At 34.6% G+C, this 13,496-nt stretch carries 14 protein-coding genes and 1 pseudogene; 11 read left to right on the top strand and 4 right to left on the bottom strand.

From position 1 onward, the window contains the following. The first annotated feature begins 13 nt into the window (after positions 1-13). From EKQ63_RS19365 to EKQ63_RS19345, 5 genes are all read left to right on the top strand, one after another. Complete coding sequence (locus EKQ63_RS19365; protein ID WP_088307134.1) at positions 14-1,060, top strand: GH25 family lysozyme; 1,047 nt, start codon at positions 14-16, stop codon at positions 1,058-1,060. A 140-nt stretch (positions 1,061-1,200) separates the two neighbouring features. Next, positions 1,201-2,220 (top strand): nuclease-related domain-containing protein, encoded by a 1,020-nt coding sequence (locus tag EKQ63_RS19360; RefSeq protein ID WP_087954578.1) that lies wholly within the window; start codon positions 1,201-1,203, stop codon positions 2,218-2,220. 6 nt (positions 2,221-2,226) lie between these two features. Then, complete coding sequence (locus EKQ63_RS19355; RefSeq protein ID WP_087954579.1) at positions 2,227-2,793, top strand: hypothetical protein; 567 nt, start codon at positions 2,227-2,229, stop codon at positions 2,791-2,793. A 215-nt stretch (positions 2,794-3,008) separates the two neighbouring features. Then, complete coding sequence (locus EKQ63_RS19350) at positions 3,009-4,736, top strand: S-layer homology domain-containing protein (protein ID WP_087994744.1); 1,728 nt, start codon at positions 3,009-3,011, stop codon at positions 4,734-4,736. 163 nt (positions 4,737-4,899) lie between these two features. Continuing rightward, positions 4,900-5,046, top strand: coding sequence for a BC1881 family protein (locus EKQ63_RS19345; protein ID WP_000644411.1), 147 nt, complete (start codon positions 4,900-4,902; stop codon positions 5,044-5,046). Positions 5,047-5,463: 417 nt separating this feature from the next. Here EKQ63_RS19345 and EKQ63_RS19340 read toward each other — a convergent pair whose 3' ends face one another. After that, complete coding sequence (locus EKQ63_RS19340; RefSeq protein ID WP_087954580.1) at positions 5,464-5,664, bottom strand: DUF3903 domain-containing protein; 201 nt, start codon at positions 5,662-5,664, stop codon at positions 5,464-5,466. A 141-nt stretch (positions 5,665-5,805) separates the two neighbouring features. On the opposite strand from EKQ63_RS19340, the gene EKQ63_RS19335 reads away from it, so the two are divergent. After that, complete coding sequence (locus EKQ63_RS19335) at positions 5,806-6,219, top strand: NUDIX hydrolase (RefSeq protein ID WP_143881422.1); 414 nt, start codon at positions 5,806-5,808, stop codon at positions 6,217-6,219. 12 nt (positions 6,220-6,231) lie between these two features. Here EKQ63_RS19335 and EKQ63_RS19330 read toward each other — a convergent pair whose 3' ends face one another. Continuing rightward, positions 6,232-6,909 carry an LrgB family protein gene (locus tag EKQ63_RS19330; RefSeq protein ID WP_000578958.1) on the bottom strand — a complete coding sequence of 226 codons (678 nt, stop codon included), beginning with the start codon at positions 6,907-6,909 and terminating at the stop codon, positions 6,232-6,234. Beyond that, complete coding sequence (locus EKQ63_RS19325) at positions 6,906-7,271, bottom strand: CidA/LrgA family holin-like protein (RefSeq protein ID WP_000872364.1); 366 nt, start codon at positions 7,269-7,271, stop codon at positions 6,906-6,908. Before EKQ63_RS19325 ends, EKQ63_RS19330 begins: the two co-directional genes overlap by 4 nt. Positions 7,272-7,423: 152 nt before the next feature. Between EKQ63_RS19325 and alsR the strand changes: the two genes are divergently transcribed. The 5 genes and pseudogenes from alsR to EKQ63_RS19300 all read left to right on the top strand — a co-directional run bounded on the left by alsR (position 7,424) and on the right by EKQ63_RS19300 (position 12,238). Next, complete coding sequence (gene alsR / locus EKQ63_RS19320) at positions 7,424-8,329, top strand: acetoin biosynthesis transcriptional regulator AlsR (RefSeq protein WP_000423226.1); 906 nt, start codon at positions 7,424-7,426, stop codon at positions 8,327-8,329. Positions 8,330-8,560: 231 nt separating this feature from the next. Further along, on the top strand, positions 8,561-9,136 hold the full coding sequence (locus EKQ63_RS19315) for an FtsX-like permease family protein (protein WP_087954581.1): 576 nt from the start codon (positions 8,561-8,563) through the stop codon (positions 9,134-9,136). A 121-nt stretch (positions 9,137-9,257) separates the two neighbouring features. Continuing rightward, positions 9,258-10,265, top strand: a pseudogene (locus EKQ63_RS19310) (RNA-guided endonuclease InsQ/TnpB family protein); the annotation flags it as partial. Positions 10,266-10,389: 124 nt separating this feature from the next. Further along, positions 10,390-11,301 carry an ABC transporter ATP-binding protein gene (locus tag EKQ63_RS19305; protein WP_000180642.1) on the top strand — a complete coding sequence of 304 codons (912 nt, stop codon included), beginning with the start codon at positions 10,390-10,392 and terminating at the stop codon, positions 11,299-11,301. Then, positions 11,294-12,238, top strand: coding sequence for an ABC transporter permease (locus tag EKQ63_RS19300; RefSeq protein ID WP_046198981.1), 945 nt, complete (start codon positions 11,294-11,296; stop codon positions 12,236-12,238). The genes EKQ63_RS19305 and EKQ63_RS19300 overlap by 8 nt, the downstream gene beginning before the upstream one ends. A 37-nt stretch (positions 12,239-12,275) precedes the next feature. On the opposite strand, the gene EKQ63_RS19295 is transcribed toward EKQ63_RS19300, so the two are convergent. Beyond that, on the bottom strand, positions 12,276-13,421 hold the full coding sequence (locus EKQ63_RS19295; protein WP_087954583.1) for a M20 peptidase aminoacylase family protein: 1,146 nt from the start codon (positions 13,419-13,421) through the stop codon (positions 12,276-12,278). Positions 13,422-13,496 lie beyond the last annotated feature (75 nt).

Genomic DNA, 13,496 nt, shown 5'->3' with positions numbered 1-13,496 from the left:
TAGGAGCTTTTATATGCAAGATAGATCTAGTTCAAATATTACGTTTATTGATGTGTCCCATTGGGAAGGGAATATCGATTGGAATGCAGTGAAGGGATCCGGTATTTCAGCGGCGTATGCAAAAGCGACAGAAGGTGTAAATTACATTGATCCTACTTTTACTAAGAATGTACAAGCAGCACGAAATGCGAATGTATTAATTGGTGCATACCATTTTGCACGCCCAGAACAAAATGATGCAATTTCAGAGGCGAAATATTTTGTGAGTATATTACAAAGTAACCACACAGACTTAATGCCAGTTCTGGATTTAGAATCACCAACAGATCCGAGCAACAGTAATTTAACTGGTAACGCTATATCGAATTGGGCAAGAAGCTTCATAAATTATGTGAAACAGGCTACTGGAAAAGATGTAATGTTATATACAGGAGTTTGGTATATTAATGAGTTCGGAATTAGCGGATTAAGTGATATTCCGCTTTGGATTGCTAGATACTCGAGTACACCGCCTGCTGATGCTGGTGGATGGACAGAGTGGACAGCATGGCAATACACAGATTCTGGACAAATTTCAGGCGTAGGAAATTGTGATGTATCAGCTGCAGTTTCATTAGAAGCTTTACAAGGGAATGGAGCAAGTGGTGGAGGTAATGTTTCCCCGCTTAATAGTGCAACTCCAGTGTACGGAGTTGCTATAATTAATGGAGATAATGTGAATTTGAGAAGTGGACCATCTTTACAGTCTAGTGTAATTCGCCAATTGAATCGTGGCGAAGCATATGAAGTTTGGGGAGAACAGGGTGGTTGGCTTTGTTTAGGGACAAATCAGTGGGTATATAATGATTCGAGTTATATTCAGTATAAACATTATGTGGCGACTATTACTGGTGATAATGTAAATCTACGTGATGCTCCATCATTAAATGGAAATGTTATAAGACAGTTATATCATGGTGAATCGTATCGAGTATGGAGTAAGCAAGATGGATGGCTTTGCTTAGGGACAAATCAATGGATATACTACGATTCAAGTTATATTCAGTATGGTGTACAATAGAGTGGAAATAAAAGGTATCTCTTCAGAGGTACCTTTTATTAAAAATATACAAATTTTACAAAGTCTATATCGAAACCATAGTATACTATAATAGATATATTTATAAAAAATAATCGAAAATGAAATAAAGGAGTAAAAATATGAATTATGTGCTAATAGGTGCGATTTTAATATTATTAGCTGTAGCATTTGTGCTGTTTTATAAAAATAAACAGCTAGAATCAGAGAGTCAGCAAGTAGAATTTGAAAAGAAACAAGCAATTGAAACGTACGAAAATGAAATTGCAGCTGCGGTTACAGAACATAAAGAGCAGCAAAATACATTAAAAAATATGGAACAGAAAAAATACAATGATTTACAAATAAGTGCAGCTAGAGAACTTGAAAATATGCGTATGATGAAAAATCAATTAGCTGTGCAACATAGTAAAGAACGCAGTGAAATGCAAGAAAAACATAGTAATGAAATACATATGTTTCAAAAGTTAATTGCAGATTTGCGAGAGTATACGAAAAATGGAGCTGAAATGAGTACACACGAAACATTACAATATATGAAGCGTGGTTTCGTAGAGCAAGGCATAATACAAGATCATGAATTTCATATTATGCCGAATGTTTTTATTAAAAATCAACAAGGTGGAAATGATTTTCGAATTCATCATCTTGTTTTAAGTAAAACGGGTATGTATGTACTTGAGACGAAAGAATGGACAGGGAAATTAATTCATGGCTTAACGAAAGAAAATGCTAGTACATATTCATTTATGATTGATGAAATTGGCAAGTATCAACAAGAGATAGAGAAAGAAGAGACGTTTGAATATATTACAGGTGAAGATTCATTAACGATACAAGTGAAAAATGAAGGGAACCCAGTATATAGAGCGAAGAAACTGTCTCATATTCTATACAATTGTTTGAAAGAAATGCAAGTTGATATTGTAAAGGAAAACATAAAACCGATTGTATATTTTTATAATGAGAATGGGAAAGAAGTGCTAGATCTTTCTAAAGAAAAAACGCCGAGATTAAAAGATAGAGAGCAAATTGTATCGTTCTTCAGAAATGAATTCTTAACGGGGAAAGTAATATATACAGGTCAAGAGTTAGAAAAACTTCGAGAAACCATTAATCGAATGAATTATATAATGAATTAAAAAGAGGTGGGCTTTCTGAGTGCTATATTAAGGGGTATTTTGTATGTTTATATTTGTTTGTATATACTCATGTATCTTGCTTTTATGTTTATTATTGGTATGGCTCATACGTCATTAAGTGTAACGAGCATTTTTATAATAGTTATGCCATTTGTTTTATTAGTTATGATTCAAAAGTCGATCTTATATGTTGCTAAAAATCGTAATGAAGAAAAGAAGCAAATGTCGGGAGTGTTAATAGTAGCACTTATTCCATTAGTAGTATGTACTGCACAATTAAGTATGAATACGTACACTTCCAAGTTTAACCAAGATCGGTGGTTACATGCTGAAGATAAACGGGTATATATGGTAGATGATCTATTGCAAAAATATAAATTAACAGGAAAATCAAATGAAGAAATTACACAATTATTAGGAACGCCTACTGAAACGAGAAATGGAGAAAACGGGGTTATCACTTCGTACTATCTTGGAACTGAACGTGGCTTTATTCCCATAGATAGTGAACATCTTGTTTTACAATTTGATAGAGATGGTAAAGTTGTGGAATATAAGGTGCATAAAGATTGAAGAAACGTAGAGAGAAGCTATATATTATAGCTTCTTTTTCATATTCCAATATAGTAAATGTAGGCAAATAGTAGTCATTCCTATCTATACGAATTGAAATGATTCTGTTATATTGTAAATGGTTATGTTGCTTAATAGTTTAGTAGATAATCTATATTTTGGTTGAGGAGGGGAATTTTAACACGAATTTAATGATATGCGTGTTAAGTATTATGATGAAAAAAGGATTTTATAATGTTTTAGCTGCATCAATTGTATTTAGTATGGTAACGATTCCAAATTATTCCTATGCTAATGAGCTTGAAAAAACTGCTACAGTTTCATCTGATAAACAAGCTTTAAAAAGTATTGAAAACCATATGAAAGATGAAGATGGTCGAGGGGAAGATAAAGGAGTAAGAAATGAAGTGCAAGGTGAGTTTCTTGTACATATAGTGAGAGAAGTACCTTTATATGATTCTAGTAATTTTCAAAAAGAGACAGGGGTTCGTATTTCGAATCAAGTCGTAAAGGCTGAGAAGAGAAAAGGAAACGCTTACTATGTTCGAACTTCATCGGGAACGGGATGGATACAAAATAGTGATGGAAATGTAGAGGTTAAAGAAATTCACCCATTATTAAGTGAAAAGTTAGTTATTAATGAAGAAAGCTCTACTTATTCTGAACCATTTACTTCATACAAAGAAGAAAATGTACTGGAGCCGCAAACTATTCAAGCAATTGGACAGGCGGGAGAATGGTTCCAAGTAAAAATAAATAATGAGATAAAATGGATTCATTCACCTTCAGCAAAATTTGAAGGAACAAAAGCTTCGCTTATACAAGACGCAGCACCAACACGTACAAAACGTGCAGCAGCTATGTATGCTACACCAATAGAAGAGAAAACAACGGATATTTATGGTGTCCCTTTAAAAGAAATGATTGTACCAAAAGGAAATGAAAATATTCGTCCAGGTTACGCGATGAACCCGAAGTATATTACGATTCATGAGACAGATAATTATAGTGTTGGGGCAAATGCTAGAAACCATGCGATATATTTATATAACCAAGCAACGGGAACGGAAGATCGTTCAGCGTCGTGGCACTTTACGGTAGACGATAAAGAGATTTATCAACACCTTCCATTAAACGAAAATGCTTGGCATGCTGGGGATGGAGCAGAAGGAACTGGGAATCGAGAATCAATTGCGATTGAAATTGCTGTAAACGAAGATGGTGATTATAATAAAGCTGTTGAAAATGCTCGTAAACTAGCAGCTTATTTAATGGGGGAATTAAATATCCCTTTAGAAAATGTGAAGAAGCATCAATTTTGGAGCGGGAAGATTTGTCCGGCTATTATGATTAAAAATAATGGGTGGGAACCATTCTTACAAGGAACAAAAATGTATTATGATGCGAACCATAAAGATGATATAACGGGTGGTTGGTACGAAGCAGACATTCGTGAATTAGATAAGCGGGGCATTATGGTTGGAGATGGAAAAGGTTCTTATTGGCCAGAGCGTCTCGTAACACGTGGTGAATTTGCAAATTTAATATCAAGATCATTGCAGTTACCTGAAGGGTCATCGAATTTTAGTGACTTAAATACAGCACATCCATCACTAATAGATGGTATTAATCGTGCAGCAAGTGCCGGGATAATAAGTGGTAGAGGAAATGGTATATTTGCTCCAAACGATACGATTAAACGAGATGAAGCTGTTATCATGATTGACCGTGCACTGCAATATAAAAAGATTACAGGTAAATTAGTTTCGTTACCATTCTCAGATCAAGATTTAGCATATGATAAACAAGCTGTACAACGTGTTTATGGATTAGGCATTGTAAAAGGAAATGAAAATAATGAATTTATGCCGAAAGGTTCTGCAACGCGTGGAGAATCGGCAGCATTTATTAATAGAATGTTAAAAGTAATAGAGAGTAAATAATGAAGGGCATTCGCGTTTGCGAGTGCTTTTTTATTTTTCAATATGTTATGGCAGGGAGGGAAGTCTATTGAGTGGAATAAGGAATGAAAGCGGAGGTGATGCATATATATAGATGCGTTAAGTTATTTTTTGCATATTGTATAAATGAAAAGGAGGTAAGACGGTGAAAGCTATACCGACTGATGTCCTGAGTAAAGAATTGATGGAAAGAGAAGGCGTTATATCTATTACAGTAAAGGAATTTGAAAAAATCGAAGTAGCTGGAGTAGTAGTCGCTGGCCCCGCGGTTATTTTAATTAATCAAGATTAAGTACATAGTATTAATGTAGAAAAGCATCCGTCTAGGATGCTTTTAAAGTTTTCAATGATTATGACACCAGTTCTAGTTGGATGTATGTTATTAATGGAGTGAAAATAATATAGCAAACTAATATGTTTTACGAATGAATTATGTAAGTAATTCATATTTCCCATATAAAAGGATTTGCTTTAATATAATGAGTGTAAAGTTCGAGTATTCGAAGTACTACTTGAATTATATCCCTATCCCTTTTCTAAAAATGCGAACAAGTTTTGCCCTATTCTATTCAATATTTAATTGTGTAGAAATATATTGTTCGATGACCATTATGGAACGTACATAATGGGAAAATCCCGATCCTTAAAGAGGATGCCCCTAATCTTCATGTGAAAATATGATCGGATATGAAAGCTGACCAATTTATGGTCAGCTTTCTTTTGGTTCAAAAATTATTTCTTCTTTAATTTCAGTTTGTAATAATAAAGCTTTTCCGAAACGACGTTTACATTCTGCACGCACTTTTTCAATAGCTAGTAGCTGAGTAGTAGCTGGAACTGTGACGATAGCCTGACGAGGTTTTCGGTTTTTTTCGCAAAAGACACACTCCACAACATATTTAGAAATCATGCTTTCATCCTTCCGCTTTTAATTTCTAAGAAGGAACTGCCTATGAAGTTGATGTAAATTTTCGTCATCGTTTTCCTTTTTTCCTCTTTTTTCAAGGAGAAAAGGAAAAAGGAACCGAATAGTAGTAGGGGAGGGGTGTATATGGAAAGATGGATAGGTTGTGCAGCAGTATGTGTAAATGAAAGAAATGAAGTTTTAATGGTATTGCAAGGACAAAAGGGTGAAGAAAAAAGGTGGTCCGTCCCAAGTGGAGGACTTGAAAAAGGAGAAACACTAGAGGAATGTTGTATCCGAGAAGTTTGGGAAGAAACAGGTTACAATGTGGAAGTTGTAAGTAAAATATACGAAAAAGAAGGTATTACATATGGGGTTCCTGTATACGTTCATTATTATGTCGTAAAAAAAATAGGTGGTAGTATGAAAATCCAAGATCCTGATGAGTTAATACATGAAATTGCTTGGAAGAGGATAGATGAAATGAAGGAATTAACGTTATCTTTCCCGGAGAATTATGAGATTTTAAACAAATACATAAATAAAAAAGCGAGTGTGTAAACACTTGCTTTTTCAATGTATCCACGATAAGAAAAGCGGAACGATAACTAAACTAGCTCCTGCAGTTAAAAGCATAGATAAACTTGCAATCGTTCCTTCTACAGGACCGATTTCGAAAGCTTTTGATGTGCCAGTTCCATTTGCGCTCGTTCCTAACATAATACCTTTTGCAATTGCTGTTTTAATACGGCATATACGAATAAGAGAAGGTCCGAGCAATGCTCCTGTTAACGCAGTTAAAACAACAAATACTGCTGTTAATTGTGACATACCACCAATCATTTCTGAAATGGCCATTGCAATTGGCGTCGTTACAATATGAGGTGCTAAACTATGTTCTAACGATGAATCAATTTGAAAATAATTTGCTAGTAGTGCTGAAGTAATAACTGATAGAAACGAACCGACAATGACATTAAGTAAAATAGCCATTCCATGTTTCTTAAGTAAATCAAAGTATTTATAGATTGGCCATGCAAAAGCAACTGTTGCAGGTTTTAATAATTCTGTTAACCAGTGGCCTCCAGTTTCATACGTTTCATAAGATGTGTCTAGTCCGAGTAATAAAGCGATTAAAATAATAGGGCAGACGAGAAGAGGAGAAAGTAAGCTCCAATTCCAGCGTTGATACATTTTCTTCGATATCCAATATGTGAATAGTGTTAATAGTAAACAAAGAAAGCCGATCATTGCACGGATCCTTTCCGCTTTAGTAGCAATTCTGTTAAGAGTCCTGTAACGAGAGTGACACAAAGTGTACTAATCATAATAATTAAAATGAGATCGATTCCATATTGTGATAGTGTATCTTTGTAGCGTATGACAGCGACTGCAGAAGGAATAAAAAATAAAATAAGTTCTTTTAATAAAAAGTCTGCACCGTCCTGTATCCACTCTTTTTTCACTAGGTTAAATTTTAATGAGATTAATAATAAAAAAATACCGATAATACTTCCTGGAACTGGGAGGTGTGCCTGTTTTGCAATCCATTCACCTGTCCAAGCGAAACAAAATAATAGTAAAATTTGTCCGCTTAATTTCCACCATTTCATACAGTAACCACCTCTTTCTTTTTTTACATAAAAATTGTAAAAAAGAATTAACAATTTCTACTATACGTTCATTCGAAAAATTTGTCTAATATATAAATTATATGTTATTAATATATTAGACGTATTAATTGAAATGGAAAAGGGTGTCCAAAATGGAATTACGGCATTTGCAATATTTTGTTGTAGTGGCAGAGGAGTTACACTTTGGACGAGCGGCTGCTCGTTTACAAATGACACAACCACCGCTTAGTCAACAAATTCAGCAATTAGAAAAAGAAATGGGAGTTATGTTATTTTCAAGAACGAAGAGAAAGGTTGAATTAACAGAAGCTGGAGAAATGTTTTTGAAAGAAGTAAAAAAAGCGTTCGAACAAATTGAAAAAGCGGTAGAGATTGCACAAAGTGCCCAAAGGGGAGAAGTGGGCTCACTTTCAATTGGTTTTGTAGGTGCGGCGATATATGATATTTTACCATCTATCGTAAGGGAGTATAGAAAGAAATTTCCGAGGGTGTCTGTTGCATTACATGAATTATCTACTCCAGATCAAGTGCATGCACTTCATGATAATCGTATTGATATTGGATTTTTGCGTCCACCAATCCCAACACAATTATTAGAATTAGAGCCAATTCAAAAACTATCGTGTACTTTATGTTTACCGAAGGCTCATCCACTTGCAGAAAAAGATGAAATACATATAGAAGATTTACGGGATGAACCGTTTGTATTTATTACGAGACCAGTATGGCCAGCTTTGTATGATACAATATTATCTCTTTGTAGAGAAGTTGGATTTAGCCCGCGTATTGTGCAAGAAGCAACGGAGTATCAAACAGTTATGGGACTTGTAGCAGCTGGGATTGGAATTACAGTCATACCTGTATCGGCAAATAAATTATATAAAACAGAAGTTGTATATAAGGAGCTATATGATTCTAATTTTGTTGCAGAAATGTCAGTAGCTTACAAAAAAATGAATAGCAATCCAGAGCTTTTAGAGTTTTTAAAAATTGCAAGAGAGAAGAAAAGAATAGAAGTTGAGGATGAGATTAATTAAGTTGTTAAAAAGTACACCTCATTAAACACTAAAGCGGAAAGGCAATATAATTGCCTTTCCGCTTTAGTGTTCTTTTTTTAGTTCTATACTAAAGAGATAAACATGTTCATTTTTGTTTTCTAGGACTAAAGACTTAGAGGAAATTCCGATTGTAGTGCGATGTTTAAAATGTCATATTTTTATACACTAGTAGTATAGAATGCGTATGTAATAAGGTAGGGGAAGAATTTTATGTCTTTATGTCGGTTAGCGAGAAAAAATATAAGAACATTTGCTACCAAAAGGATGAAGCAATTTATGTGGATTGCTATGAGTACTATGATTTTGTTTTTTATGATATCGCTACAATTTAATGAAGTAGTTGTTGGGAAATTAGGGACTACACTTTTATTTCAAATGTGTTTTTACATGTTGTTTATCGTAGTCATTTTCATATGTATGTTTATTACATATAAAATGACGTATTCTCTTCTGCAAGTGAGGAAAGAAGAAATGAAGTCTTATGTAGCAGAGAATGGGAAGAGAAATGATGTACTATGTTTATTATGTCAGGAGCAATTATTTATTTATGGAGTAGCGTTTGTTTTTGGGTTAGTTAATGGGATGTTATTTTTAAAATTGTTTACGATTATCTGTATGAAAATAGCAGGAATACAAGGGATAGATAGTGCACCGATTACAATATATGCAATAGTAGTAGTTAGTATAATTATGATCGTTATCCTTCTATTATCGATGGTGCAATGTTTTCGATTTGTTCAAAGTTTACAAGATAAAAATTCGTTTCATTTCAAGAAAAAGGCATGAGAAATCATGCCTTTTTCTTGAAATGCCTTTCGAGAGGACTCCCACCCCTAAACGTAAATGAAGGTGGTGAGGTGAATCAAAAGAAATATTTTATTTTCAAGAAAAACAGAAACGTACGTTCTTTTTTGCTAGTTTAAAAGACTATAAAAAGAATCCAAACAAATATGCTGGAATGCCTAGGATTCCAAAGTATATTCGTTCTTCTGAAAAAGAGATTCTGTATACAAACCAAGATTGCATCATTAAAAACGGTAGATTTTTAAAGTTTCCAAAGACGAAATTGCAATTAAATATTGGGAAACTAGGTTTCACTGAAGGTAAACTGAAACAAGTTCGTGTGATTCCAAAATACAATGAATATGTAGTGGAATTGGTAATTGATGTTCTTTCTGAACAACAAATGATTGAAGAGAATGCTCGTTATATGAGTATTGATTTAGGGATTGATAACCTTGCAACCATCGTAACAAACACAGGTATGAAACCTGTCCTTGTTAAGGGCAAACATGTCAAAAGCATAAATCAATATTACAACAAAATGAAGAGTCATTTTACAAGCATTCTTAGAAATGGAAAACAAACGAATGAAGGACCTTTTACTTCTAAAAGGATAGAAAAACTTCATCAAAAACGTTACTTGAAAATAAAAGACGTCTTCCATAAAGTTAGTCACCATATCGTAAAACTAGCTCAAGAAGAAGAAGTTTGTAAAATCGTTATTGGTCAAAACAAAAGGTGGAAACAAGAAACGAATATGGGAAAAAGAAATAACCAATCGTTTTGTCATATCCCGCATAATTTACTGATTCAAATGATTACATACAAAGCAAATGCTGTAGGTATTCAAGTTGTTGTAACTGAAGAATCATATACATCGAAAGCAAGTTTTCTGGATAACGACTTCATTCCAACGTATGGAGAAAATGACCAAAATACAACTTTTTCAGGAAAACGAATAAAGCGCGGCATATATCGTTCAGCAAATAAAACTTTAATTCATGCAGATGTAAGTGCTGCGGCTAACATTTTACGAAAAGTAATCCCAAATGCAAGGACAAATGGGATAGAGGGGTTAGGCGTGAAACAGCTCGCTAATGTGTTAACTCCCCTGACGTTAATCGTCCGTTAGGTCGAAACGTTAGAAACCCCCACTTCAAGCTTTGCTAAGTGGGGGAGTGTTCATTTTACACAGAAAAATAATCATGTTACAGTGTAAAGACCTGACAAAGAATGGGAAGGAAAGGTTGTATAGAATGACAAATGAACAATCAATTGTAAAGGTCGAGCGGTTAACGAAGCGAATCGGTTCAAAGACACTTGTAGAAAATATTAGTTTTGAAGTTAAAAAGGGTGAAGTAGTTGGTTTGCTCGGACCAAATGGCGCTGGAAAAACGACTTTAATGAGAATGATGGTCGGCATGATTCGTATGACAGAGGGCGAAGTTTGGATTGATGGTCAATCTGTAAAACAACAATTTGAAAGTACTGCTTCGAAAATTGGAGCAGTAATTGAGACACCGGAATTTTATCCTTTCTTGAGTGGCTATGAAAATTTAACATATTTCGGACGCATGAATGGGAACGTGACAGAAGAACGTATCGATGAAGTAGTGAAATTGTTAGGAATGGGACAAGTAATTGACCGCAAAGTAAAAGCATATTCACTCGGCATGAGACAACGTTTAGGAATTGCTCAAGCGCTTATTCATGATCCAGATGTATTAATATTAGACGAACCAACGAATGGATTAGATCCTAGTGGAATACATGAAATGAGAATGTACATAAAGAAAATTGCACATGAACAAGGAAAAGCTGTTCTTGTATCTAGTCACTTACTTTCAGAAGTTGAATTAATGTGTGATAGAGTTATCATTATTCAGCACGGAGAATATGTCGCGACGCAAAATATTCAGCATAATCAAAGTGAAGAGATGGAGACAATCCGTATACGCGTAGATGATGCGAATAAAGCGGCAGAAATGTTAGACCAAGATGTTTTAATAAAAGGTAATGATTTACTTATTCATGTAAAAGATGAAGAAATCCCAAATGTTATTCGTACATTGCTTGAGAAAAACATTCAAGTGTATCGTGTATATGAAGAAAGAAAAACGTTAGAAGAGCAATTTTTAGAATTAACAGGGGGAAAAGATATTGTTTAATTTAGTGTATAACGAATTGTATAAAATATTTAAGCGAAAGCGAACGATTATTCCATTTGCAGTTATTGCAGTATTAATAATCGGATTAGGATGGGTTACTGTAAAGTATTTGGAGCCGGAAACAAAAGGATGGAAAGCTGATTATACAGAACGAACTGTAGAAATTGAGAAAAAGCTAGGCATGGAAAAAGAAGCAATTTTAGCGGAACGATCTGGGGATGAGCTTGTAAAGGAATATCAGCTTAAGATGAAGCATTTAGATACAGATACAGCACCGGCAAGTAGTTCTCCACTTTCTTTCATGAGAGATACAGGCTTTATCGTATTTCCAATATTACTTCCGTTTATCCTCGTGTATGCAAGTACAATTTTTGCGAATGAATATAGCTGGGGAACATATAAATTTTTAACAATACGACCAGCGAGTCGCTTTAAAATTTTGACAGCTAAATTTTTAGCAATTGTCATATTTGCAGCGTTATTGTTTATATTTAATATGATTTTTTCCATTTTATGTGGGCTTGTTATTTATAAATTCCAGCAGCCTGCATGGAGCGAGTTTATTTTCCAAGATGGAAATATTATAAAACAAAATATTTTTGTAGAAGCTAGTAAGTATTATATTTTATCGTGGTTGCCGACGATTGTGTACGCAGCGTTTGCATTTATGATTTCTGTGCTAACAAGATCTAGCGGAGGCGCGATTGGTATTTCACTATTTCTTGCTTTATCAGGAAACATCGCATTACTAGCAGCAACTAGATATGATTGGGCAAAATATTTATTGCCAGCAAACACAGATTTATACAGTATTGCAAAGAATGGAAGTTTTATTGATGGAGTAACATTCCCGTTTGCATCATGTATGTTATTACTGTATTTATTTGTATTTTTAATCATTTCCTATACAGTATTTTTAAAACGTGATTTAACTTAAAAAAGGAGCCGTTAAGCATTTCTTAACGGCTCCTTTTTTAGGAAAAGTGTTTAAGTGCTTTTTCAGCTAACAAAGCGAAGTATTCTGCACTTATAGGTAACGCTCGCTCATCTACTGTAAAGCTTGGATGATGCCATTCATGTGTACCACTCGTTCCCATAAAGACGAATGAACCAGGTATTTCTTGTTGATAAAAAGAAAAATCTTCTCCGGCCATTGAAGGGGTAGGGGAGATGATATTTAAATTCATTGTTTCTGCAACTTGAGTCGATAAGTTTGTTAGAGAGGTATCGTTATGAACAGCAGGAGGACCTGCATAAAAACGAAATTCTGTTTTTACACCTAATGCATCAGAAACTCCTTGAATAATACGTTTCATGAGTGCGGGAATCTTTTCACGTGTTTCCGTTTGGAATGTACGTACAGTTCCTTCCAACGTTGCTTTTTCAGGAATAACATTCCACGTATTTCCTGAATGGATGTTTGTGACACTAACGACGGCATTATGTGAAGAACTTATATTTCGGCTTACAATTGTTTGGAGTGCCATAACAATTTGAGAGGACGCGACAATAGGGTCTACCCCAGCATCTGGTACAGCTGCATGTGTACCAACTCCGTGAATTTCAATTTCAAATCGATCAACTCCGGCCATCAGTGGACCATCTTTAATACCGATTGTACCTACTGGTAAATCAGGTTTATTATGCATACCGAAAATAGCTTGCACACCATGTAGATGCCCGGCTTCGATGACTTTGCAAGCACCATTACTACTTTCTTCAGCCGGCTGGAATATAAAGCGTACAGTTCCGCTAAGAGAAGACTCTTTTTCCTTTAATAAATAAGCGGCACCTATAATAGCAGCTGTATGAAAATCATGTCCACAAGCGTGCATTTTACCGTGAATTTTTGAAGCGTACGGCAAATTTGTTTCTTCTTGAATAGGTAGGGCATCAATATCAGCACGGATTGCTATAAGTGGTCCGTTACGATTCCCTGAAATTTCAGCAATAACGCCTGTTTTTAAATTAGAATTTATAATCGTAATGTTTTTCTCTTCCAACCAATTCTTTATAGCTTTCGTCGTTTCAAATTCTTCGTATGATAGTTCTGGATGCTCATGTAAATTTCGAAGAATAGAAATTAGCGTCTCAGTTAATTGCTCTAGATTTGCTGCCACTTATAATGCCTTCTTTCTTAAATAAAGTATTTACATTAAGTATACAATATTAAAAGAGAGGATTCTCAAATGAAA

It is taken from the genome of Bacillus sp. BD59S, from assembly GCF_007363175.1.
In the GTDB taxonomy this organism is placed as follows: Bacteria; Bacillota; Bacilli; order Bacillales; family Bacillaceae_G; genus Bacillus_A; species Bacillus_A pacificus.
The sequence above is the reverse complement of the archived record's forward strand: the minus strand, read 5'-3'. Positions and strand labels throughout refer to the sequence as shown.